Raw genomic sequence first — 23154 nt, forward strand, 5'->3', positions numbered from 1 at the left:
CAGTGCTTCGACAAGCTCAGCACGAGCGGGATGAAAATGGTGAGTGACGCGCTCCCCATCCAGGCCGTGCTGCCCGAGCTGCTTGCCGCCCTGCGCGAGGGTCCAAGCGCAGTCCTGATCGCGCCGCCGGGGGCGGGCAAGACCACCGCCGTTGCCCCCGCGCTGCTCGACGAGCCTTGGTGCACCGACCAGATCATCCTCACCTCGCCGCGCCGTGTCGCCGCGCGCGCTGCTGCCGAGCGGATCGCGCAAATGCTTGGTGAGGAAGTCGGGCACAGAGTTGGCTACCTGACCCGGCTCGATTCCAAACAGTCGAAGGCGACACGAATTCTGGTCGTCACCGAGGCCATCCTGGTCAACAGATTGCTTGACGATCAGGAACTTGCAGGCGTTTCCTGCCTGCTATTCGACGAGGCGCACGAACGCCATCTCGATAGCGACCTCGGCCTCGCGCTGGCGCGCGAAACGCAAGGCGTGCTGCGCGAAGACCTGCGTATCTGCGTGATGTCAGCGACCATCGACGGCACCCGCTTCGCCCGTCTTCTGGGCGAGGGCGCGCCGGTAATCGAGAGCGCGGGCAAGGCCTATCCATTGGCGATCCGCTGGTTGGGTGCAGCACCCGAAAAGCGGCTGGATGAGACGATGGCCTCCGCCGTGCTCACGGCTTGGCGCGAGGAGCTGGGCGATATTCTTGCCTTCCTTCCCGGCGTGGGCGAAATCGAGCGGGTACGCGAGCGACTTTGTGAGAAGCTCCCGAACATGCCGGTGCTGCCGCTGCACGGTCAGGTCGAGCCCGCCGCGCAGCGCGCGGCAATCCGGCGCGATCCCGAAGGGCGGCGGTGCATCGTGCTTGCCACCAGCATTGCCGAGACCTCGCTCACGCTCGACGGCGTTTCGGTGGTGGTCGATAGCGGGCTGGCCCGCCGCGCCGAGTTCGACCGGGCGGCGGGGACTACACATCTTGTCACCACCCGCGCCAGTCAGGCCGCCGCTGCCCAGCGCGCAGGCCGTGCGGCGCGCCAGGGGCCGGGGGTCGCCTATCGCCTGTGGGAGGAGGCGGGCCATGCCGGACGGCCCGCGTTCGATCCGCCCGAGATGCTCACCGCCGATCTTGCGCCGCTGGTGCTGAGCCTCGCGCAGTGGGGCGTAGCCGACCCGCTGAGCCTCGCCTGGCTTGATCCGCCGCCCGACGCTTCGCTTGGCTCGGCGCGGGAGCGGCTGGGCAAGCTTGGTGCGCTCGATGAGGCCGGCGCGATCACCGCGCAGGGCCGCGCGATTGCGGCGCTGCCGATGGAGCCGTGGCAGGCGGCCATGGTGCTTGCCGGAGCGGACAGCGGCGCGGCGTTGCTGGGGGCGAAGCTGGCGGTGCTGTTGCAGGAGCGCGGGCTCGGCGGGCGCGGCGAAGACCTCGAAGCGCGGCTGATGCGCTGGGATGGCGAGCGCTCAGGGCGGGCTGAGGCGGCGCGCAAACTGGCGCAGCGGTGGGCGAAGCTGGCGCGTGGGCTTCGACAGGCTCAGCCTGAGCGGATGGAGGCTAGCACCACCCCCGCTCGTCCTGAGCTTGTCGAAGGACAGGCACCAGCCATCCTCATCGCCCGCGCGCTGCCCGATAACATCGCCCGCCGCCGTGATCCCTCGGGCGAGACCTGGCTTTCGGCGGGCGGGCGCGGTTATCGGCTCGATCCGGCGAGCCCGCTCGCACGCGCCGAGTGGCTTGCGATCGGCGATGCGCAGGGGCAGGCCAAGGCCGCCCGCATCACCGCCGCCGCGCTGCTGGCGCTGGATGAGATCGAACAACACCTTGGCCACCTGATCGAAAAACGCTCCGTGGCGCGCTGGAATGCGGGCGAGGGCAGGGTCGAGGCGCGGCGCGAGCGGCGGCTGGGCGCGATCACGCTCGCCAGCGGGCCTGACCCGGAGCCCGACCGCGAGGCTATCACCGCGCTGCTCGTGGATAAGGCTGTGGAAAACCTTGTGGACTTGCTGCCCAAAAGTCTGCTCGCCCGAGGGCGGTTCGCCGGGATCGCAGCGCTCGACCCCGAACAGATGGCGGTGCGGGCCGATGAATGGCTGGCCCCGCTGCTAGACGGAAAGCGCAAGCTCGATCTGCCGGCAGGGCGCTATGCAGAGGCGGCGCTGAACCTGCTGTCGTGGGACGAGCGCCAGATCCTCGACAAGCTCGCCCCGCGCCAGTTCGTCAGCCCCGCAGGCACGCACCATGCCATCGACTACGACAGCGATCACGCCCCTGCCTGCGAGGTGCGGGTGCAGGCGCTGTTCGGGCTCGACCAGCATCCGATGATCGGCACCGCGCCCTTGCTTATCCACCTCACCAGCCCGGCGGGAAGACCGCTTCAGGCCACACGCGACCTGCCCGGTTTCTGGCGCGGATCGTGGGCCGATGTCGCCAAGGATATGAAGGGTCGCTACCCGAAACATCGCTGGCCCGATGAACCGTGGACTGAAAAGCCGAGCTTGCGGACGAAAAACGCCTTCCAGAAATCGGGCGAGTGAATTAAGGCCGTGGCCATGCAAGCCCGTATCTACCAGCGTCCGAAGAACGCCATGCAGTCCGGCAAGGCCCGCACCGACCAGTGGGTGCTCGATTTCGTGCCCGCCGAAGCCAAGAAGCCCGATCCTTTGATGGGCTGGGCCGGGAGCGGCGACACCCAGCAGCAGGTGCAGCTGAAGTTCGAAAGCTGCGAAGCGGCGCAGGACTATGCCAGCAAACATGGCATCGATGTCATCGTCCATAAGACCCCGCCGCGCGCGCTGAAGATTCAGGCTTACGCTGACAACTTCAAGTAAGAGTCTGGCCACAAGTGAAAATCTGGACTTACGGTATTCTCGCCGCGCTGATCGCGGCGGGCGGATGTTTCGCGTCCGCTAGCGAGGTGCAGAGCGAGGCAAGCGCGCCCTCTGCCGTGGCAATCGCGGCGGCAAAGGCGCGAATTATCGATATCGAGAAACGCAGCGGCGGCCGGCTTGGCGTCGCGCTGGTCGATCCCGCAGGGCGCTTCATCCTCTCGCAGCGCGGCGACGAGCGCTTTGCTATGTGCTCGACCTTCAAGACCCTGCTTGCCGCGCGTATCCTCTCAGACCCGAACGGGTTGCAGCTCGATGACCGGCTGACGATCAATCCGGCGGCGGTGGAAGGCCATGCGCCGTTCACCCGCTCGCGGCTGGACGAAGGATGGATGACGGTCGGCGAGGCGGCCGAGCATATCGTGACCGTCAGCGATAACGCTGCGGCCAATCTCTTGCTCGATCAGGTCGGCGGCCCGAGCGGACTGACGCAGTGGATTCGCACTTTGGGCGACGATGTGACGCGGCTTGACCGGCGCGAACTGGAACTCAACGAAAACGCTGCCGGCGATCCGCGCGACACCACCGCTCCGCTGGCCTTTGCCGAAACCTATCGCAAAGTCATGCACGACGATGCGATTCTCGGCGCGGCCCAGCGCGATCATCTCGCCGGGTGGCTGAACGCCAGCGTGACCGGGCTAGACCGGCTGCGTGCGGGCGTGCCCGAAGGTTGGCGCGTAGGCGACAAGACCTGGTATTGTGCCGAACCCGGCGCAGTGGAGATCAACGATATCGCGGTGTTCGATCCCGATGGCAGCGGCTGGTACACGCTGGCCTTCATGCTCGATCGCCCGCGAGAGACGGGTGCCTTTGTCGACGAGCTTGCGGCCGAGGTGGGCGCTATCGCAGCGGAGCTTGTTCGCCCCGAAGCGTGATCTTGCGCTTGAACTATAGTCGCTAGGTTGCCATATGGCGCGCCGGGAGTCGGGTGGACGTTTGCGTTCGCTCACCGGGTCAGGTCCGGAAGGAAGCAGCCCAAGTGTCTTGCGGCGGGTCGCTCGGCTCCTCTTACCCCTCAGGCAGAGAATTATGCGGGCACAGCGCTTCTGCAATCGTTCGACAGCGGGCAAGCCCGGGCCTAGATTACAGCGATGAGCGATTCACCGGACAATTCTGGCCTGCCGCCTTGGGATCAGGGCGAAGAGGAAGAGGCCCAGCCGAGCGCTGCCGAGCTTGAGGCAGCAGGGCAAAACGCGATGTTCGGCGATTCGGAGCCAGTTGCCGCGCCTGCGCGTGTGGCGGAGGAGGCCGCTCCCGCACCCGTTGCGCCTGCCACAGCGCCTCCGGCTGCGAATCAGCCCTATCGCGTGCTTGCGCGAAAGTACCGTCCGCAGACCTTCTCCGAGCTGATCGGGCAGGAGCCGATGGTGCGTACGCTGTCGAACGCGATCGCGCGCGACCGGCTGGCCCATGCCTTCCTGATGACCGGCGTGCGCGGGGTCGGCAAGACCAGCACCGCGCGGCTGATCGCCAAGGCGCTCAACTGCGTCGGCCCCGATGGCGAGGGCGGCCCCACGATCAACCCGTGCGGGGTGTGCGAGCCCTGCAAGGCCATCGCCGAAGGCCGCCATATCGACGTGATCGAGATGGACGCCGCCAGCCACACCGGCGTGGACGATGTGCGCGAGATCATCGAGGCGGTGCGTTATTCCGCCGTATCGGCGCGCTACAAGATCTACATCATCGACGAAGTCCACATGCTCTCGCGCAACGCCTTCAACGCGTTGCTGAAGACGCTCGAAGAGCCGCCCGCCCATGTGAAGTTCCTGTTCGCGACCACCGAGGTCGAAAAGCTGCCGGTGACGGTGCTCAGCCGCACGCAGCGCTTCGACCTGCGGCGCATTCCGAGCGAGCTGCTGGCCAGCCACTTCGCGCATATCTGCGAGCTGGAAGGGGTGACAGCCGAGGACGAGGCAATCGCGCTGGTCGCCGCTGCTGCGGAAGGATCGGTGCGTGACGGGTTGTCGATCCTCGATCAGGCCATTGCCCATGCCGATATGGATTCGGGCGAAGGCGAAACCAAGGTGACGGCGGCGAAGGTCCAGTCGATGCTCGGCCTTGCCGACCGCGGCGCGCGGCGGCGATTGTTCGAGCATCTGCTGAAAGGCGATGCACCCGAAATGCTTTCGGCGGTCGACGGGCAATATGCGCTGGGGGTGGAGCCGCTGGCGCTGATCCGTTCCTTGATGGAGTTTACGCACAAGATCGCGCTGGCCCAGGTCGCCGGCGGTGAAAGCGATGCGCCTGTCGCTGACGAGCGCGAAGCGGTGAGCGACTGGGCCGGGCGCTTGTCGCCGGGGCAGGTCCACCGTTTGTGGCAGCTGCTGCTCAAGGGGCATGAGGAGGTGGCGCGCGCGCCCGATCCGCTGGTGGCGGCGCAAATGGCGCTTCTGCGCGTTCTCCATGCCGCCGATATGCCTGATCCGGGCAAACTCGCTCGCCAATTGCAGGATATGGCCGCAAGCGGTTCGGGCGGCGCTGCGCCCTCCGCTGGTGCGCCGTCCGCCAGTGCGCCGACAGGGGCGGTAGCCGCAGCGCCAGTCGCTTCGGTGCAGGTTGCTGGGATCGACTGGTCCGAGCTGGTGGACCGGGTCGATGCCAGTGGCGCGCTGATCGCAGCAGCCACTATGCGCGACTGGGTGCGGGTAATCAGCCTTGCGCCGGGCGAACTGATCTACCAACTCGCAGACGGCATCAAAGATGATCCCTCGCGCGAGATTCGCGAGGCGCTGGTGAAAGCCACCGGTGCAAGCTGGCGGGTCGAACGCGGGGAGGGGCAGGGCGCCCCCTCGCTCACCGAGCAGGCCGAGGCCGAAGCGGCGGCGGAGCAAGCGCGGGTGCGAGCCCACCCGCTGGTGCGGGCCACTCTCGAGGCCTTTCCGGGGGCAGAATTTGTTGAGGAAACAGAAGCGCCGCGCGGCCACCAGCAATGGAGCCAGCGCGGCTAAAGCAAGGATTGAACAATGCAGAGCATGGAAGAAATGATGAAGGCCGCGCAGGAAGCGGCGCAGAAGATCCAGCAACAGATGAGCGATGCGCAGGTGAAGCTCGACAATATCGAGGTCGAAGGCAATTCGGGTGGCGGTCTGGTGAAAGTGCGTGCCAGCGCGCGCGGCCGGATCATCGGCGTGGCCATCGATGACAGCCTGATCGTGCCAGACGAGAAGCAGATGCTGGAAGACCTGGTCGCGGCCGCCTTCAACGATGCGCGCGACAAGGCGGACCGCGCCGCCAACGAGCAGATGCAGGAAATGCAGTCCGGCCTCGGCCTGCCGCCGGGGTTCAATCTGCCGGGCATGGGGTGATGCGATGGCCGGTCGCTAGTGGCTCCGTCCACAGCCCCGGCCTTTCACCGCATTGCAGGGGCGGCCGGTCGTCCCCATATCCTTGAGCAAACAGAGCTTTCGGATACCTATTATGACCGCATTTCCCCTTCTTCCCCTGCGCGACATCGTCGTGTTTCCCGGCATGGTCGTGCCCCTGTTCGTGGGCCGCGACAAGTCGGTCGCCGCGCTTGAAGCGGCCATGGCGGGCGATCAGGACATCCTGCTGGTCGCCCAGCTCGATCCCAACTGTGACGATCCCGAGGCTGACGATCTTTATGACGTCGGCGTGATCGCGCAGGTTCAGCAGATGCTCAAACTGCCCGACGGCACCGTTCGCGTGCTGGTCGAAGGGCAGGCGCGCGCCAGGATGCTCGACATGCGCGAGAGCGATGGCTTCGTTCTCGCACAGACCGCGCTGATCGAGGAGCAGACCGCCTCGGGCAGCGAAGTCTCGGCGATGATGCGCTCGGCACTTGACCAGTTCGCCGAATATGCGCGCCACAACAAGAAGCTCAGCGACGAGATCGAGGGCGAGTTGCGCGACATCGAAGACGCGGGCGCGCTGGCCGATGCCATTGCCGCCAGCCTTGCCGCCAAGGTCGATAGCAAGCAGCAGCTGCTTGCCGAGGTCGATGTTCTCAAGCGGCTGGAGATGGTCTTCTCGGTGATGGAGGGCGAGCTTTCGGTCCTTCAGGTCGAGCGCAAGATCCGTGGCCGCGTGAAGCGGCAGATGGAAAAGACCCAGCGCGAATACTATCTCAACGAGCAATTGAAGGCGATCCAGAGCGAGCTGGGCGGCGGCGAGGGCGATGAGGGCGACGAGATAGCCGAACTCACCAAGCAGATCGCCGAAACCAAGCTTTCCAAGGAAGCCCGGACCAAGGCCGAGGCGGAACTCAAAAAGCTGAAATCGATGCAGCCGATGAGCGCCGAAGCCACCGTGGTGCGCAACTATCTCGATGTGCTGCTCGGCCTGCCCTGGGGCAAGAAGAGCCGCCTCAAGAAGGATCTCGCCAAGGCGCAGGAGGTGCTCGATGCCGACCACTACGCGCTCGACAAGGTGAAGGACAGGATTGTCGAATATCTTGCGGTGCAGGCGCGCACCAACAAACTAAAGGGGCCGATCCTGTGCCTCGTCGGCCCTCCCGGCGTCGGCAAGACCAGCCTCGGCAAGTCGATCGCCAAGGCAACCGGGCGTGAGTTCATCCGCCAGTCGTTGGGCGGTGTGCGCGACGAGGCCGAGATTCGTGGCCATCGGCGCACCTACATCGGTTCGATGCCGGGCAAGATTGTGTCTAACCTGAAGAAGGCCGGTGCCAGCAACCCGCTGTTCCTGCTCGACGAGATCGACAAGCTCGGTCAGGATTTCCGCGGCGATCCGGCTTCGGCGCTGCTCGAGGTGCTTGATCCCGAGCAGAACGCGAAGTTCCAGGATCACTATCTCGAACTCGATATCGACCTGTCTGGCGTGATGTTCGTCTGCACGGCGAACTCGCTGAACCTGCCGCAGCCGTTGCTTGACCGGATGGAGATCATCCGTCTCGAAGGTTACACCGAGGATGAGAAGGTCGAAATCGCGACACGGCACCTCGTTTCCAAGCAGATCAAAGCCCACGGGCTCAAGAAGGGCGAGTTCACGCTCACCGAAGAAGGCCTGCGCGACCTGATCCGTTATTACACCCGCGAGGCGGGCGTGCGCACGCTTGAACGAGAGATTGCCAAGCTGTGCCGCAAGGCGCTGCGCCAGATACTCGAAGGCAGAACCAAAAGCGTCACCGTGACGCCCGAAAATTTGTCGGATTTCTCCGGGGTTCGCCGCTTCAAGCACGGCGTATCGGAAGATGAGGCGCAGGTCGGCGCGGTGACGGGCCTCGCCTGGACTTCGGTTGGCGGTGAGCTGCTCACAATCGAAAGCGTCACGACACCGGGCAAGGGCGAGGTGAAGACCACCGGCAAGCTCGGCGACGTGATGAACGAGAGTGTCGCCGCGGCTTTCAGTTTCGTGAAGGCGCGCGCGCCAGCCTACGGTATCAAGCCGAGCGTCTTTGCGCGCAAGAACATCCATATCCACCTGCCCGAAGGCGCGGTGCCCAAAGATGGACCGAGCGCGGGCATCGGGATGGTCACCTCGATCGTCTCGACGCTGACCGGTATCACCGTGCGCCCCGAAGTGGCGATGACCGGCGAGGTTACCCTTCGCGGTCGGGTGCTCCCGATTGGCGGCTTGAAGGAGAAGCTACTCGCGGCGCTGCGTGGTGGGATCAAAAAGGTGCTCATTCCGGAGGAGAATGAAAAAGATCTCGCCGAGATTCCCGACAATGTGAAGGAAGGCTTGGAGATCGTTCCGGTGAGCCATGTCGACCAGGTGCTGGAACATGCGTTGAGCGCGATTCCAGCGCCCATCGAATGGACCGAGGCCGACGATCTGGCGAGCCAGCCCGCCGCCGGTGGGACCGACGCGCCGCCATCGCCGACGGCGCATTGAGCTTCTGCTGCGGCGCATCACCGTGGTTGCGCCGCAGCGAATCGGCTCCACTTACGCCAGCAAATTGACCATTGCTGCGGTTGGTTCAGTATCTAATGGTAACCCGAATAACCTAAAATCTCGATTTACCGCGGAATTGCGCCACTTGGAGTGGCTTTGCCTTTGACACTAGCGGGAAAAGTCGCTCTCTTGCTGCGCCAGCGTGGCGAGTCTGTTTTCGCTTCTTGGCCCGCCGCTATGACACTGGAACGAGGGGTTTCCAACGAGATGAACAAGAACGAATTGATCGGTGCCGTTGCTGACGTCAGCGGCCTGTCGCGCAACGATGCCACAAAGGCTGTGGAGGGTGTGTTCGACACCATTACCGGGGCTCTTTCGAAGGGCGATGAAGTGCGCCTGGTCGGCTTTGGCACCTTCTCGGTTGCGAAGCGCAAGGCGTCGACCGGTCGCAATCCGCGCACCGGCGAACCGATGACGATCAAGGCTTCCACCCAGCCCAAGTTCAAGGCTGGCAAGGGCCTCAAGGATGCGGTCAACTAAGCCGAACCAACTTTCGTCCGGCCTTCATGGTCGGCAAGATAAGCCGTCCCTTGCGGGACGGCTTTTTCTTTGTCCGAAGCGGTGATCAGCCTTCTACGCGCGTCGCTATGGCGTAAAGCGCGATGGCGGCGGCGTTCGATACGTTGAGGCTTTCCATCGCCTCGCTGATCGGCAGTTTGGCGAGCGCATCGCAGTGGCTCTCGACGTTGGCGCGCATCCCTTCGCCTTCCGCGCCCAGCACCAGAGCCACCGGTCCGGCGGGAAGGGCCTCGGCAAGCGTGGCCTCCGCCTCGCCGGTCAGGCCGATGCGCCAGTATCCGGCTGCGGCAATTTCTTCGAGCGCGCGTGACAGGTTGACGACCCGCACCCACGGCACCTTTTCCAGCGCCCCGGAGGCAGACTTTGCCAGCACGCCGCCTTCAGGCGGGGCATGGCGATCCTGCGTTACGATGGCAGCAGCATCGAAGGCCGCCGCCGAGCGGAGAATCGCGCCGACATTGTGGGGGTCGGTCACCTGATCGAGCAGGAGAATCGGCCGATTGTCGTCGCTCGCGAGCACTTCGCTGAGGTGCAGATCCTCAAGCGGTTCGCATTCGAGCACCAGCCCCTGGTGCGGCGCATCGCGCGCGACGAGGCGGGCGAGGTCTTCCGGTCCGGCATATTCGAGCGGGAAATCGGGCGGAAGATCGCCGCACAGGCTCTCTATGCCCTCGTGGGTGGCCCAGAGCTTGCGGTGTTGCCGCACAGGGTTAAGCAGCGCTGCCTCAACCGCGTGACGGCCCCATAGGCGCACCGCGCCTTTGTTCGTACGACCCGAGCCACGTCCGCCTTTCATGCGTCCAGCACGGCCGCGCAAATTTCGTTTTTCCGACTGTTTTGCCATTTCGTGTCCTAACTTTCGCGCGCCTAGTGCCAGTGCGACCATTGACAGGCAAGCGGCGCTTCGCCAAAGGGGCGCCTCTCGGCCGGAGCGGCACCCATTTTGGGGCCACTTTCGCAGCAGGTTCTCGGGCCTGCATCCGGCATCTGTGTGGACAGGTGGCCGAGTGGTTAAAGGCAGCAGACTGTAAATCTGCCCGCGCAAGCGTACGCTGGTTCGAATCCAGCCCTGTCCACCACCGCCGCTCCCCAATGATGCGTTTCTCGCTCTTAGGCGCAGCAAACCCGCGTATAAGCCGGTGGCTGCGCTTGTAGGCCAAGGCCTGATTCACTAACTTGCGGCGATGGCAGGTGAACTGAAAGATAATCGCGGGCGCGGTATTGGCGAGTGGAGCTTTCCGCCCGTCCATCCCGAGGGGCGCCGCTTCGGGCTATTGGCGCTTGCGATCTCGCTGATCGTGCTGTTCCTGGTCGACTGGGAATATCTGGGCTGGCCGCTGCTGGCGCTGACCGGCGGTGTGTTCGCATTCTTCCGCGATCCCGAACGCGTGGTGCCGCAAAGCGACCGGCTGATCGTGGCCCCCGCTGATGGCATGGTTTCGCTGATTACGCAGGTTGCCCCGCCGCCCGAATTGCAGGGCGCTGATGAGCAGGGGCGCCCCGGCCTCGGCAGCGAGCCGGTTACGCGAATCTCGATTTTCATGTCGGTGTTCGATGTTCACATCAACCGCGCGCCCGTCGCCGGGACGATTCGGCGCATTGTCTATGTGCCGGGCCGCTTTCTCAATGCCGACCTCGACAAGGCCAGCGAAGAGAACGAGCGGCAGCATATCCTGATCGAAAAGGCCGACGGAGCGGCCGTTGGCTTTACTCAGATCGCCGGACTGGTGGCGCGCCGAATCGTGCCCTTCGTGAAGCCTGGTGACATTGTCGCGGCAGGGCAGCGGGTTGGGCTGATTCGGTTCGGCAGCCGGGTCGATGTCTATCTGCCCGCCGGAACTGACCCCAAGGTTCTCCCCGGTCAGCGGATGATCGCAGGCGAAACCGTTTTGGCCGAGATCGGGGCAACAGCTTTGATCGAAGGCGTGACCCAGTGAGGGGGCAACTATGAGCGACGAAGATATCGACCGCAATGAGCTGCCTTATGAGGAGCGTCCCGTGCCGCATGGCCCGGCTTGGCTCGGCCCCAAGGCCAGCGAACATGAATCGACTCAGCGCTCACTGGCCCCGCGTGGGCTATCGATGCGCGCGGTGCTGCCCAATGCGATTACGGCAGCAGCCCTGTGCTCCGGGCTGACCGGCATCCGCTTCGCCATCGAAGGCGAGTGGGAAAAGACCATGTTCGCCATCATCCTCGCCGGTATGCTCGACGGGATCGATGGCCGTATTGCGCGGCTCTTGAAGGCGCAGTCGCGCTTTGGCGCCGAACTGGACAGTCTGGCCGATTCGCTCAGTTTCGGCATGGCGCCCGCGCTGGTGTTGTTCCTGTGGTCTTTGCAAGACTTGCCGCGCCTGGGCTGGTTCGCGGCTTTGGCCTTTGCGATCTGCTGCGCTTTGCGCCTTGCGCGGTTCAATGCGCAGATCGATGTCGATGAGCAGCCCCATAAGTCTGCCGGTTTTCTCACCGGTGTTCCGGCGCCGGTCGGGGCGGGGCTGGTGTTTCTGCCTCTCTATTTGTGGCTGGGCAGCGGCCTTGCGATCTTCCGTGAGCCGATATTGGTGGGCCTCTGGGCGCTGGCAATAGCGGTACTGATGATCAGCAACATTGCCACCTTGAGCTGGAAATCGCTGCGTCCGTCTTCCGACGTGCGCCTCCCTGCCATTGCGCTTTCGGGCCTGTTGTTCGCCGCGCTGCTGAGCGAGCCGTGGTGGACGCTGGCGTTTATCTCCACAATCTACCTCGCGCTGATGCCGCTTGGCATCGTGCGCTATGCCAAGGTCAGGCGCGCCCGCGATGAAGCCGCCAGGCCCCCTGCGCGAAAGCCGTTGGGCGTGGACGAAGTGGAGCAATCTCTTGCCGACCGGCCTGATCGATAAGCGCCAATTCCGCCTTGATCGTGCGCCACTGCGCAAGGCCTTCAGCGCCCGAACGATAGCATACGAGTAAAGAAAGCCCGGCCAAAACGCCGAAAAATAGCGAGAGAGCGACAGCAAAGATCATCGTAGTCTTCCTAGTTGCGAATCACCGGATGTTCCGGCAATGTTCTCAATGCGGCCTTTGTTCTTTTTTTGTTCCAGTCCGTCAAGTGGTTTTGCCACCATTTTGGAACAAATGGCGAAGGTCGGCTTGGTTCCGGGCCTCGCGGCGCGCTTTGCGTAGTTGGGGCTGGATTAATTCTCGCAAGGGCGTTAAAGGCCGCCGCGTTGAAGCGGGTCATGCGATTCCCTCGCATGGGCGTTTTTCAGCAAATCCACATGGATGGCACACATCACCGGTGCCGCATCCGGCTTCTTGCCGGGTCCGGTTCCCCGCTATCCAGAGGCTTAACCGGAAAGGAATTTACCTATGGCGGCTCCTACCGTCACGATGCAGCAATTGATCGAGGCCGGCGCACACTTCGGCCACCAGACCCACCGCTGGAACCCGCGGATGAAGCCGTATATTTTCGGTGCCCGCAACGGTGTTCACATCATCGACCTGTCGCAGACCGTGCCGCTGATGGCCCGTGCGCTCGACTTCGTGCAGGCGACTGCCCGCGCTGGTGGCAAGGTGCTGTTCGTCGGCACGAAGCGCCAGGCTTCTGAGCCGATTGCACAGGCTGCGCGTTCGTGCGGCCAGCACTTCGTCAACCACCGGTGGCTGGGCGGTATGCTCACCAACTGGAAGACCATTTCGGGCTCGATCCGTCGTCTCAAGACGCTGGAAGAAACGCTCAACGGCGACACCGCTGGCCTGACCAAGAAGGAAATCCTCAACCTCACCCGTGAGCGCGACAAGCTTGAGCTTTCGCTCGGCGGCATCCGCGACATGGGCGGCGTTCCCGACGTGATGTTCGTCATCGACGCCAACAAGGAAGACCTCGCAATCAAGGAAGCCAACGTGCTTGGTATTCCGGTCGTGGCCGTGCTCGATACGAACGTCGATCCCTCGGGCATCGCGTTCCCGATTCCCGGTAACGACGACGCCAGCCGCGCCGTGCGCCTCTATTGCGAGGCGGTGGCTGCTGCCGCGTCGAGCGGTCGCGGCGAAGGTGTGACCGATTCGGGTGCCGACATCGGTGCCATGGACGTCCCGCCGGAAGAGGCTGCCGTTAGCGAAGCTCCGGCTGCTGCCGACGCCTGATCCGGCCGCGCGCCGCTCAATGTAAGCGGCATGTCACACAGGCACTCCAAGGCGCCGGCCATCACAGGTCCGGCGCCACCGGAACAAAATAAAGGAAGAAAACAATGGCTGCATTTACCGCAAGCGACGTGAAGGCGCTCCGCGAAAAGACCGGCGCAGGCATGATGGACGCCAAGAAGGCGCTCGAAGAAACCAACGGCGACATCGAAGCCGCGGTCGACGCACTGCGCGCCAAGGGTCTCGCCGCCGTGCAGAAGAAGTCGAGCCGTACCGCGGCCGAGGGTCTCGTCGGCGTGGCTGTCGAAGGCACCAAGGGCGTTGCGGTCGAGGTGAACTCGGAAACCGACTTCGTTGCCAAGAATGAGCAGTTCCAGGACTTCGTGCGCAAGACGACGCAGGTCGCTCTCGGCATCGAGGGTGACGATGTGGAAGCGCTCAAGGCTGCCACCTATCCCGACGGCGGCACCGTGGCCGACAAGCTGACCAACAATGTCGCCACCATCGGCGAGAACCAGCAGGTTCGCCGCATGAAGAGCGTGGCCGTGTCGAACGGTGTGATCGTGCCCTACATGCACAATGCCGCCGCGCCGAACCTTGGCAAGATCGGCGTGCTGGTCGCGCTTGAGAGCGAAGCCGGTGCCGACGTGCTCGAGCCGCTCGGCAAGCAGATCGCCATGCACATCGCTGCTGCCTTCCCGCAGGCGCTGGACGCTGACGGCCTCGATGCCGACGTGATCGAGCGCGAGCGCAAGATCGCTGCGGAAAAGGCTGCCGAAAGCGGCAAGCCCGCCGAAGTGCAGGAGAAGATGGTCGACGGTGCTGTCAAGAAGTACGCCAAGGAGAACGCTCTCCTCAGCCAGATCTTCGTGATGGACAACAAGACCCCGATCGCTGACGTGGTCGCCAAGGCCGGCAAGGAAGCTGGCACGTCGATCGTGCTGAAGGACTATGTCCGCTTCCAGCTCGGCGAAGGCATCGAAAAGGAAGAGACCGACTTCGCGGCAGAAGTTGCCGCGGCTGTGGCCGGCTGATCCTTTCGATCATTTGAAGCAACACAGCGGCCGCCGGGGGATGCTCCGGCGGCCGTTTTGCTGTGCGGCGCGGCCATAGCCCCCTTGGCAGTGGACGGCCCGCGCACTAAGACGCCGCCAACACGCATTCTTGCCTTAGGATACCCCCACATGCTTTTGCCCGACACCAAGCGCATCTTGCTCAAACTCTCGGGCGAAGTGCTGATGGGCGAGCAGGAATTCGGGATCGATGCCGAGTTCGTGGCGGGGCTCGCCGAAGAGGTGAAGGCCGCTCACGCCACGGGGCTGGAAATCTGCCTCGTGATCGGCGGCGGTAACATCTTTCGCGGTATCTCGGGCGCGGCCAAGGGGCTCGACCGCACCACCGCCGACTATATGGGCATGATGGCGACCGTGATGAACGCGCTCGCGATGCAGAACGCGCTTGAGAATGCGGGCGTGGAAACCCGCGTGCAGAGCGCCATTCCCATGCCCGCCGTGTGTGAGCCCTATATCCGCCGCCGCGCAGAGCGGCATCTGGAAAAGGGGCGGATCGTGATCTTCGCCGCAGGCACCGGCAACCCTTTCTTCACCACCGACACCGGCGCAGCGCTGCGCGCGGCGGAGATGAATTGCGACGCGCTGCTCAAGGGCACCAGCGTTGACGGGGTCTATGACAAGGACCCGAAAAAGGCCGACGATGCGGTGCGCTTCGAAACTATCTCGTATTCGCAGGTGCTTTCGGCCAATCTCAAGGTTATGGATGCAGCGGCAGTGGCGCTGTGCCGCGAGAACGACATCCCGATCGTGGTGTTCTCGATCCGCGAGAAGGGCAATGTTGCGCGCGTTCTGGCGGGTGAGGGTGTGCAGACGATTGTCCGCAAGGACTGACTCAGACATAAAGAATTTCAGGAATTTATCATGGCAAAATACGACAAGGCTGACGTGGAACGCCGCATGGCGGGCGCAGTGGAGAGCCTCAAGAGCGACCTGGGCGGCCTGCGTACCGGCCGCGCGAACACCGCATTGCTCGATCCGGTCGTGGTCGAGGTTTACGGCTCGATGATGCCGCTCAGCCAGGTGGCCACGGTGTCGGCGCCGGAGCCGCGTATGCTCAGCGTGCAGGTGTGGGACAAGTCGAACGTCAGCGCCGTGGAAAAGGGCATCACCAAAGCCAATCTCGGCCTCAACCCGATGAGCGACGGGCAGACGATCCGTCTGCCGCTGCCCGATCTCAACGAAGAGCGGCGCAAGGAACTGGCCAAGCTGGCCGGGAACTATGGCGAGCAGGCCAAGATCGCCATCCGCAACGTGCGCCGCGACGCCAACGAGGCGCTCAAGGACGACGAGAAGAAGAAGGAAATCTCCGAGGACGAGCGCAAGCGGCTTGAGGACGAGGTGCAGAAGCTGACCGATCAGTATGTGGCCGATGTGGACAAGGCGACCGAAGCCAAGGAAAAGGAAATCCTGACGCAGTAAGCGCCAGAAAGGTTTCCATGTCCGCACCGTCCTATCCCCGTCATGTCGCCATCATCATGGACGGCAATGGCCGCTGGGCGAAGAAACGCAGGCTGCCGCGTGCCATGGGGCACAAGGCGGGCGGCGATGCGGTCAAGCGCGTGGTCGAGGCGTGCGAGGTGCTCGGGATCGAGTGCCTTACGCTCTATGCCTTCAGTAGCGAGAACTGGAAGCGCGAGGCAGAGGAAATCTCCGACCTGATGAACCTGATGCGCCGCTTCATCGAAGCGAACATCGGGGACTTTATCGCCAAGGGTTTGCGCCTAAGAATTATCGGCGATTACAACGCCTTCGATCCCGATATTGTCGCGCGACTTGACGATGCGCTGGAGCGCACGGCAGGCGGAACGCGCACTCTGGCGGTTGCGCTGAATTACGGAGCACAGCAGGAACTCGTCCGCGCGGCGGCGCTGGCGGCGCAAGAGGGCGAGGTGACGGCCTCTGCCATCGAGAAGCATCTTTACACTGCCGAGCTGCCGCCGCTCGACCTGCTCATCCGCACCAGCGGTGAAGTGCGGCTGTCGAACTTCCTGCTGTGGCAGTCGGCCTATGCCGAGATGATTTTTACCGATGTGCTCTGGCCCGACTTCGGTGAGGCCGAATTGCGCGGGGCTTGCGAAGAATTCGCTACGAGGGAGCGTCGTTATGGAGGGCGCTGACCGCAAGGCGAAGGGCGCGTCCGATCTGGGCGTGCGCGCGGCGAGCGCTGTGGTGATGCTAGCTGTGGCGGGGGCGGCGATCTGGCTTGGCGGCTGGGTGCTTACGGCGTTCATTGTTGCCGTGGGTGCCGCAGGTTTCTGGGAGTTTTCGCGCCTGGCAAGTGCGGGTTTCACCGGAGGTGCGAGGCTTGCCTGGACCGTTTTTGGCGCGGTTTATCTAGCTCTGGCTGTTTTCGTGCTCGTGAGCGTGAGCGTGCAGAGTATTTCGTGGCTGGCATTGATTATCAGCGCGGTGATCGCTGTGGACGTGTTCGCCTATTTCTTCGGGCGGTCTATCGGCGGACCGAAGATCGCGCCGCGGATCAGCCCGTCGAAAACCTGGGCGGGCCTCGCAGGCGGGACCGTCGGGGCCGCGCTGGCCGTGGTTCTCAACTCCCAGGTGCCGCGCTGGATCTGCGAATGGCGTGAGCCAGCCTCTGGTTATGTACATGGTGGCTTCGCTACGGGATGTGGGCCCTACTGGCAGCCGCAGGCGGGGGACTATGCGGCTTTGATCGGGGTGGGCCTGCTCATCGCGGTTGTCGCCCAGAGTGGCGATTTTCTGGAAAGTTGGCTCAAGCGCCGCGCCGGTGTGAAAGATTCGTCCAAGCTTATTCCGGGCCACGGCGGCGTGCTCGATCGCATCGACGGGCTGGTGGCCGTATCCTTGCTCGTCGGCATCTATCTGCTCGTCACCGCGCCGCAAATCTTCGGCTTTTCATGACCCGTACTATTTCCATCCTCGGCGCGACCGGATCCATCGGCGATTCCACGCTCGACCTCATCCGCCGTAATCGGGAGCGCTGGCAGGTTGTGGCGCTCACGGCCAATTGCTCGGCGGAGAAGCTGGCAAAACTCGCTATCGAATTCGACGCGCAAGTCGCTGTTGTGTCCGACGAAAGCTGTCTTGACGAGCTTCGCCAGCACCTTGCTGGCACGGCGATTGAGGCCACCGGTGGCCGCGAAGCCTTGTGCGAAGCGGCAGCGCGACCGGTCGATATGACGGTGGCCGCCATCGTCGGCTGCGCCGGGCTCGGCCCGGTAATGCGCGCGGTCGAGAACGGGCGCTCCATCGCGCTTGCCAACAAGGAGGCGCTGGTTTCCGCCGGGTCGATCCTGATGGACGCGGTGGCCCGACACGGCGCCACCCTGTTGCCGACCGACAGCGAGCATAACGCGATCTTCCAGTGCCTCGAAGGCAATCGCATCGAGGAGGTACGCTCGATCACGCTTACGGCCAGCGGCGGGCCGTTCCGCACGAAGTCGCTCGCCGAGCTTGAGGCTGCCACCCCCGCACAGGCCGTCGCTCATCCCAACTGGGACATGGGTGCTAAAATCAGCGTCGATAGCGCGACGATGATGAACAAGGGGCTCGAATTCATTGAGGCCTGGCACTTGTTCCCGGTGGGCCTCGACCGGTTGAGGATCGTCGTCCACCCGCAGAGCGTTGTCCATTCGATGGTCGAATACCGCGACGGCTCCACCCTCGCGCAGCTCGGCCCTTCGGACATGCGTGTGCCCATCGCCTCTTGCCTGGCTTACCCAGCGCGGATGGACACGCCGTGCAAGCCGCTTGACCTTGCCGCGATCGGCGAACTGACCTTTTTCGCCCCCGATGAGGAGCGCTTTCCGGCCACGCGTTTGGCGCGCGAGGCGGCGCAGGCGGGCGCTGGCGCGCCGGCGGTGCTCAATGCTGCCAACGAGGTCGCAGTGGCCGCTTTTCTGGACGGTCAGATAAAATTCACCCAAATTGCTGCATTGGTTGGCACGGTGCTCGAAAAATTCGGACCGAATGCGCCTGCCTGCCTCGATGACGTGCTAAGCGTCGATGCCGAGGCGAGGGCCCGCGCCAAGGAGATGTTGCAAGTTGCCAGATAGTTTCGAATCGGTTCCCCTGTGGATGATGCTGGCCGGCTTCCTGCTGATGCTCGGCCCGCTCGTCACTTTGCACGAACTCGGGCATTATCTTGTTGGCCGCTGGTTCGGTGTTGGCGCGAAGGTTTTTTCGGTCGGTTTCGGCAAGGAGCTGTGGGGGCGGACCGACAGTCGCGGCACGCGCTGGCGGATTTCGGCGATCCCGATGGGCGGCTACGTACAGTTCGTCGGCGACATGAACCCGGCCTCCGCGCCTGATCCCGATGCTCCGGCGGAAAGAGGCGCGTTCCAGCACGCCAAGCTTTACCAGCGCGCGCTGATCGTGGCGGCGGGACCGCTCACCAACTTGCTTATCGCGGTACTTATCTTCGCGAGCTTCGCGATGAGCTTTGGCGTGCCCAGCACACCGCCGGTGGTGCAGGCGATCACGCAAGGCTCGCCCGCTGAAGCGGCAGGGCTTGAGCTGGAGGATCGGATCGTCGCGGTCGATGGCTCGGAGGTGGAAAACTTCCAGCAGCTGCAGGAACTGATCCTACCCTATCCCGGCCGCACGGTGGAACTCACCTACGAACGCGGCGGAAGCGAGCTCACTACCGACCTCACTATTGCCGAGGTCGAGCTGAAGGATCGCTTTGGTAACGCTTCGCGCATCGGCCGGATCGGGATTGGTTCGTTCGAGCAGGAATTCGTGCGCGAGGGGCCGATTTCTGCGTTGGCCTTTGGGGCGGAACGCAGCGTCGATCTGATGGGCATGATGGTCACCGGGATCAAGCAGATCATTGTCGGCGAACGCTCTGTCGACGAACTTGGCGGCCCGCTTACCATCGCCAAGATTTCGGGCGAGCGGCTTAGCCTCGGCCCGCTCCCGTTCGTGGAGCTGATCGCGTTTATCTCGATTAACTTGGCATTCATTAACTTGCTGCCAATCCCGACCCTCGACGGTGGGCATCTGGCTTTTTATGCGGCAGAGGCAATCCGTCGCAAGCCGGCCAGCCCGCGCAGTCAGGAATGGGCGTTCCGCACCGGCATGGCCTTTGTGCTCGCGCTGATGCTGTTCGTGACGATACTGGACATTGCCAAGTTGCCGATCTTCGGTAGCTAGGCGGGGATAAGGACGGGTACTCGCTTCCCAATACGGATGGATTGCTTGATTGCGCCTGGCGCATCGGGCAAGGGCGCTTTTCGCGCCAATCCCCACCTTTCCCGGTTGGCCAGTTTGAATATGGCAGGGGCAGGTTGGTTCCGGGGCGTGCGGTGCCGAGATGAGTGGACGGATAATGGTTTCGAAGACAGCGACGCCTTGTGCCAAATTCTTTGCTGCAACCCTGCTGGGTTGCACGATGCTGGCAGGCCTGCCTTGCACCGCGCTTGCGCAGGAGGCCGAGGCCGATAGCGCCGCCGAAGATACGACGGCAAGTGAGCCGCAGGGCGATGTGATCCGCTCGATCGCGGTATCTGGTGCGCAGCGGTTGGAGCCGGAAACCATCGTCAGCTACGTGAAGCTGCGTGTGGGCCAGGTCTATACGGCTGCTGCGGCGGACCAGGCGCTGCTCGATCTCGCGGCGACTGAGTTGTTCTCCGACTACCAGATCGCCAACAACAACGGCAACGTGGTCATCACGGTGCAGGAAAACCCGGTGATCAACCGCATCGTGCTCGAGGGCAACAAGCGCCTCAAGGACGACAAGATTTATCCTGAGATCAACCTCGCGCCGCGCCAGATCTTCACCCGCTCGAAGGTCCGCGCCGACGTCGCCCGCATCATTGAGCTGTACAAGCGGCAGGGCCGCTTCGCCGCTAGTGTCGAGCCGCAGATGGTGATGCTCGACCAGAACCGTGTCGACGTGATTTTCGAGATTACCGAAGGGCCCAAGTCCAAGGTTCGCCAGATCAACATCATCGGCAACGATAAGTTCTCCGATGGCGAACTGCGCGGCGAGATGGTCACGAAGGAATCGGGCTTCTTCAAGATCTTCAGCTCGAACACCAGCTACGACCCCGATCGGCTCGCGTTCGACCAACAGAAGCTGCGCCAGTTTTACCTGACCGAAGGCTATCCCGATTTCCGCGTTGTTTCGGCTGTGGCCGAGCTGACGCCTGACAAGCGCGACTTCATCATCACTTACGTGGTGGAAGAGGGCGAGCGCTACAAGTTCGGCGACGTCGAAGTTATCAGCCAGCTGCGTGATTTCAGTTCGGAGGCGCTGACCTCGTCGCTGACCATGCAGAGCGGCGACTGGTATAACGCCGAACTGGTCGACAATACGGTCGAAGGGCTGACCGAAACGGCCGGCGCTTTCGGTTATGCCTTCGCCAACGTCCGTCCCGACATCCGGCTCAACCGTGAGACGCTGACGATGGACGTCACCTTCACGGTGGCCGATTCCGACCGGACCTACATCGAGGCTATCGAGATCAACGGCAACACGCTGACGCAGGACAAAGTGATCCGCCGCGAGTTCCGTATCGCGGAAGGCGACGCCTTCAGTTCGCTTCAAGTGAACCGCTCGAACGCGCGCATTAACTCGCTCGGCTATTTCCAGGAGAACTTCGAGATCGAGCAGGTCGAAGGGTCTTCCCCTGACCGCATTCGCCTCGTGGCCAACGTGCAGGAAAAGCCGACCGGCGAACTGTCGCTGTCGGCGGGCTTCTCCAGCCTTGAGAGCTTCATCTTCTCGGGCTCGATCCGCCAAAACAACTTCCGTGGTCGTGGCCAGTCGATCGGGCTGGGCGTGAACTATTCGCGCTATCAGAAATCGGGCAACATCAGCTTCACCGAGCCGCATGTGTTCGACCGCGATATTGCCGCGGGCTTCGAGCTGTACCGGCAGGAGGTCAACAACGGCTATTACTCCGGCCAGACCGCGAGTTACGAGAATTCGACCACTGGCGCGCGGCTGCGGACGGGTATTCCGCTGTCGGAGTATCTAAGCGCGTTGGCCAGCTATACGCTGAATTTCCAAGAGATTACGGTCGACGAGAGCAGGTACTTCGCTGACTTTGACGGTGATGGGGTGGCTACGTGCGAACCGGGGTTCACGAACCGCTATCTTTGTGAAGCGCTGGGATCGCGGACCCAGTCGATCCTTGGGTTGTCGCTCAGCTACAACTCGCTTGATTCGCGCCTTCGTCCCACTCGCGGACGCTCAGCAACGGTCGGGTTGGATCTCGCCGGTCTTGGCGGCGATACCCGCTATCTGCGGGCCCGGGCCGAGGCTGCGCAGTTTGTGCCTTTGGGCAGCGGTTTCATCGGCTCGCTGCGCCTTGAAGGCGGCTATATCATGGGGTGGGGCAGCCGCGAGCCGGGCGAAAGCGACGTGCTGCTGACCGACCGTTTCACCCTCGGCGAATCGCAAATTCGCGGCTTTGACATTCGCGGTGTCGGGCCGCGTGTTATCCGTCGTTATTACACGCAGGATGAGGAGGGCAATTACGTCCTCAACGACCTCGACAACGACAGGAACCGCGACGATGCTCTGGGCGGACGAGCCTATTATCTCGCCCGTGCGGAGATCGAAATTCCGCTGGGTTCGGGCGCGCGCGAGCTTGGCTTGCGACCTTCGATCTTTGTCGATGTGGGCTCGGTGTTCGGTGTCGACACGCCGGTGCTGACGCAAAACACGCCTGACGATCCGATCCTGATTGCGCGCCGCAATAATGATGGCGAGGCGCTTTACAGCCAGCTCGTTGTCGACAACACCGGTGCGCCGGTGCTCGACGATCAGGGCAACCAGCAGTTCGAGCCCGTCACCAGCCCGACTTCGCCGACCGGCGCGGCGAATGAACAGTTGTTCGTCAACCCATTCGGCGGATTCTTCACGGAGGAGTTCGTGGGGAACACTTGGAAGCCGCGCATCACAGCTGGTATTGGCGTCAACTGGAACTCCCCCTTCGGTCCGTTCAGGATCGATCTAGCCTATGCTCTGTCTAAGGAGCGTGGCGACCAGACCAAGACACTCTCGTTCAACGTAGGGACCCAATTCTGATGAAACTTCTCACCAAGACCGCGCTCGCCGCTGGGCTCGCACTCGCTTCGCTGACCGCACCTTTTGCCGCCGCGCCCGCTACGGCGCAGGCCGCGCAGAAGGTCGCCATCGTCAACTTGCCGGCGGTGATCGCCAACTCGTCCGCCTATCAGGCGGCGCAGACCGCTCAGCAGACAACTTTTGCCGCTCAGTTGCAGCAGGCCGAGCAGCGCCGTGCCGCGCTGCAGGCGCAGATCAACCCGCTGATGAGCGCGTTCCAGACCGCCCGTCAGTCGGCCAATCCCGATCAGGCCGCCTTGCAGCAGCAAGCGCAGCAGATCCAGCAGCTGCAGCAGACCGGCCAGGCCGAGCTGAACCAAATCCTTGCCCCGGTTTCGCGTTCGGAAACCTATGTCACCGAGCAGATCGAAGAGCGCCTTGGCGCAGCCGTTCAGGCCGCCGCGCAGGCTGCCGGCGTGACGCTGGTGCTCAGCCCCGACACCGTCCTGTGGGCCGATAACGCGCACAACCTCAACGAGGCCGTGCTGAACCAGCTCAATACTATGCTGCCGAGCGTGCAGGTTACCCCGCCCGAAGGCTGGGTGCCGCGCGAAATGCGTCAGCAGCAGGAAGCTGCAGCCGCTGCGCAGGCCGCTCAGGGCCAGCCGGCCACCTCGGGCCGCTAAAACTGGCATCAATGGGGCAGGGCG

Annotated in this window: 20 protein-coding genes, 1 tRNA gene and 1 other RNA gene; 21 read left to right on the top strand and 1 reads right to left on the bottom strand. The window is 63.5% G+C overall.

All coding sequences use genetic code 11. The features are described from left to right. Nucleotides 1-30 precede the first annotated feature (30 nt). The 8 genes from hrpB (at nt 31) to E0473_RS00695 (ending at nt 9216) form a co-directional block, all read left to right on the top strand. Nucleotides 31-2514 (top strand): ATP-dependent helicase HrpB, encoded by a 2484-nt coding sequence (gene hrpB, locus E0473_RS00660; RefSeq protein WP_137678951.1) that lies wholly within the window; start codon nt 31-33, stop codon nt 2512-2514. Between the two features lie 15 nt (nt 2515-2529). Beyond that, nucleotides 2530-2808: an ETC complex I subunit gene (locus E0473_RS00665; protein WP_137678952.1), complete on the top strand. Its 279-nt coding sequence runs from the start codon at nt 2530-2532 to the stop codon at nt 2806-2808. A 14-nt stretch (nt 2809-2822) separates the two neighbouring features. Next, a complete protein-coding gene (bla, locus tag E0473_RS00670) occupies nt 2823-3740 on the top strand; it encodes a class A beta-lactamase (RefSeq protein WP_137678953.1) in 918 nt (305 codons plus the stop codon). A gap of 42 nt (nt 3741-3782) precedes the next feature. After that, nucleotides 3783-3877, top strand: an RNA gene (gene ffs, locus E0473_RS00675) — signal recognition particle sRNA small type. Nucleotides 3878-3956: 79 nt separating this feature from the next. Continuing rightward, nucleotides 3957-5813: a DNA polymerase III subunit gamma/tau gene (locus E0473_RS00680; protein ID WP_137678954.1), complete on the top strand. Its 1857-nt coding sequence runs from the start codon at nt 3957-3959 to the stop codon at nt 5811-5813. Between the two features lie 15 nt (nt 5814-5828). Continuing rightward, nucleotides 5829-6170, top strand: coding sequence for a YbaB/EbfC family nucleoid-associated protein (locus E0473_RS00685; RefSeq protein ID WP_137678955.1), 342 nt, complete (start codon nt 5829-5831; stop codon nt 6168-6170). Between the two features lie 112 nt (nt 6171-6282). Next, nucleotides 6283-8676: an endopeptidase La gene (lon, locus tag E0473_RS00690; protein ID WP_137678956.1), complete on the top strand. Its 2394-nt coding sequence runs from the start codon at nt 6283-6285 to the stop codon at nt 8674-8676. 267 nt (nt 8677-8943) lie between these two features. Continuing rightward, nucleotides 8944-9216: an HU family DNA-binding protein gene (locus E0473_RS00695; protein WP_137679991.1), complete on the top strand. Its 273-nt coding sequence runs from the start codon at nt 8944-8946 to the stop codon at nt 9214-9216. Nucleotides 9217-9301: 85 nt separating this feature from the next. Here E0473_RS00695 and rlmB read toward each other — a convergent pair whose 3' ends face one another. Further along, complete coding sequence (gene rlmB / locus E0473_RS00700) at nt 9302-10099, bottom strand: 23S rRNA (guanosine(2251)-2'-O)-methyltransferase RlmB (protein WP_137678957.1); 798 nt, start codon at nt 10097-10099, stop codon at nt 9302-9304. A 149-nt stretch (nt 10100-10248) separates the two neighbouring features. Here rlmB and E0473_RS00705 point away from each other — a divergent pair. The 13 genes from E0473_RS00705 to E0473_RS00765 all read left to right on the top strand — a co-directional run bounded on the left by E0473_RS00705 (nt 10249) and on the right by E0473_RS00765 (nt 23130). Continuing rightward, nucleotides 10249-10334, top strand: a tRNA-Tyr gene (locus E0473_RS00705). A 105-nt stretch (nt 10335-10439) separates the two neighbouring features. Further along, the gene (locus E0473_RS00710) at nt 10440-11192 is read left to right on the top strand and encodes a phosphatidylserine decarboxylase (protein ID WP_137678958.1); all 753 of its coding nucleotides are present in this window, start codon (nt 10440-10442) and stop codon (nt 11190-11192) included. 145 nt (nt 11193-11337) lie between these two features. Next, nucleotides 11338-12132 (top strand): CDP-alcohol phosphatidyltransferase family protein, encoded by a 795-nt coding sequence (locus E0473_RS00715; RefSeq protein ID WP_241657360.1) that lies wholly within the window; start codon nt 11338-11340, stop codon nt 12130-12132. A gap of 469 nt (nt 12133-12601) precedes the next feature. Continuing rightward, nucleotides 12602-13378, top strand: coding sequence for a 30S ribosomal protein S2 (rpsB, locus tag E0473_RS00720; RefSeq protein WP_137678960.1), 777 nt, complete (start codon nt 12602-12604; stop codon nt 13376-13378). A 104-nt stretch (nt 13379-13482) separates the two neighbouring features. Further along, nucleotides 13483-14409: a translation elongation factor Ts gene (tsf, locus tag E0473_RS00725; RefSeq protein WP_137678961.1), complete on the top strand. Its 927-nt coding sequence runs from the start codon at nt 13483-13485 to the stop codon at nt 14407-14409. Between the two features lie 150 nt (nt 14410-14559). After that, nucleotides 14560-15279 carry a UMP kinase gene (gene pyrH / locus E0473_RS00730; RefSeq protein ID WP_137678962.1) on the top strand — a complete coding sequence of 240 codons (720 nt, stop codon included), beginning with the start codon at nt 14560-14562 and terminating at the stop codon, nt 15277-15279. A 30-nt stretch (nt 15280-15309) separates the two neighbouring features. Continuing rightward, the gene (frr, locus tag E0473_RS00735; protein WP_137678963.1) at nt 15310-15867 is read left to right on the top strand and encodes a ribosome recycling factor; all 558 of its coding nucleotides are present in this window, start codon (nt 15310-15312) and stop codon (nt 15865-15867) included. A gap of 17 nt (nt 15868-15884) precedes the next feature. Then, nucleotides 15885-16565 carry a polyprenyl diphosphate synthase gene (gene uppS / locus E0473_RS00740; protein WP_137678964.1) on the top strand — a complete coding sequence of 227 codons (681 nt, stop codon included), beginning with the start codon at nt 15885-15887 and terminating at the stop codon, nt 16563-16565. Then, nucleotides 16552-17328 carry a phosphatidate cytidylyltransferase gene (locus E0473_RS00745; RefSeq protein ID WP_137678965.1) on the top strand — a complete coding sequence of 259 codons (777 nt, stop codon included), beginning with the start codon at nt 16552-16554 and terminating at the stop codon, nt 17326-17328. The genes uppS and E0473_RS00745 overlap by 14 nt, the downstream gene beginning before the upstream one ends. Next, nucleotides 17325-18482, top strand: a complete 1158-nt coding sequence (locus tag E0473_RS00750) for a 1-deoxy-D-xylulose-5-phosphate reductoisomerase (RefSeq protein ID WP_137678966.1) — start codon at nt 17325-17327, stop codon at nt 18480-18482. The genes E0473_RS00745 and E0473_RS00750 overlap by 4 nt, the downstream gene beginning before the upstream one ends. Beyond that, nucleotides 18472-19581, top strand: coding sequence for an RIP metalloprotease RseP (gene rseP, locus E0473_RS00755; RefSeq protein ID WP_338325083.1), 1110 nt, complete (start codon nt 18472-18474; stop codon nt 19579-19581). The genes E0473_RS00750 and rseP overlap by 11 nt, the downstream gene beginning before the upstream one ends. A 175-nt stretch (nt 19582-19756) precedes the next feature. Continuing rightward, the gene (bamA, locus tag E0473_RS00760) at nt 19757-22465 is read left to right on the top strand and encodes an outer membrane protein assembly factor BamA (protein ID WP_137678967.1); all 2709 of its coding nucleotides are present in this window, start codon (nt 19757-19759) and stop codon (nt 22463-22465) included. Further along, on the top strand, nt 22465-23130 hold the full coding sequence (locus tag E0473_RS00765) for an OmpH family outer membrane protein (RefSeq protein WP_137678968.1): 666 nt from the start codon (nt 22465-22467) through the stop codon (nt 23128-23130). Before bamA ends, E0473_RS00765 begins: the two co-directional genes overlap by 1 nt. Nucleotides 23131-23154 lie beyond the last annotated feature (24 nt).

The sequence above is a fragment of the Aurantiacibacter suaedae genome (genome assembly GCF_005434915.1).
Lineage (GTDB): Bacteria > Pseudomonadota > Alphaproteobacteria > Sphingomonadales > Sphingomonadaceae > Alteraurantiacibacter > Alteraurantiacibacter suaedae.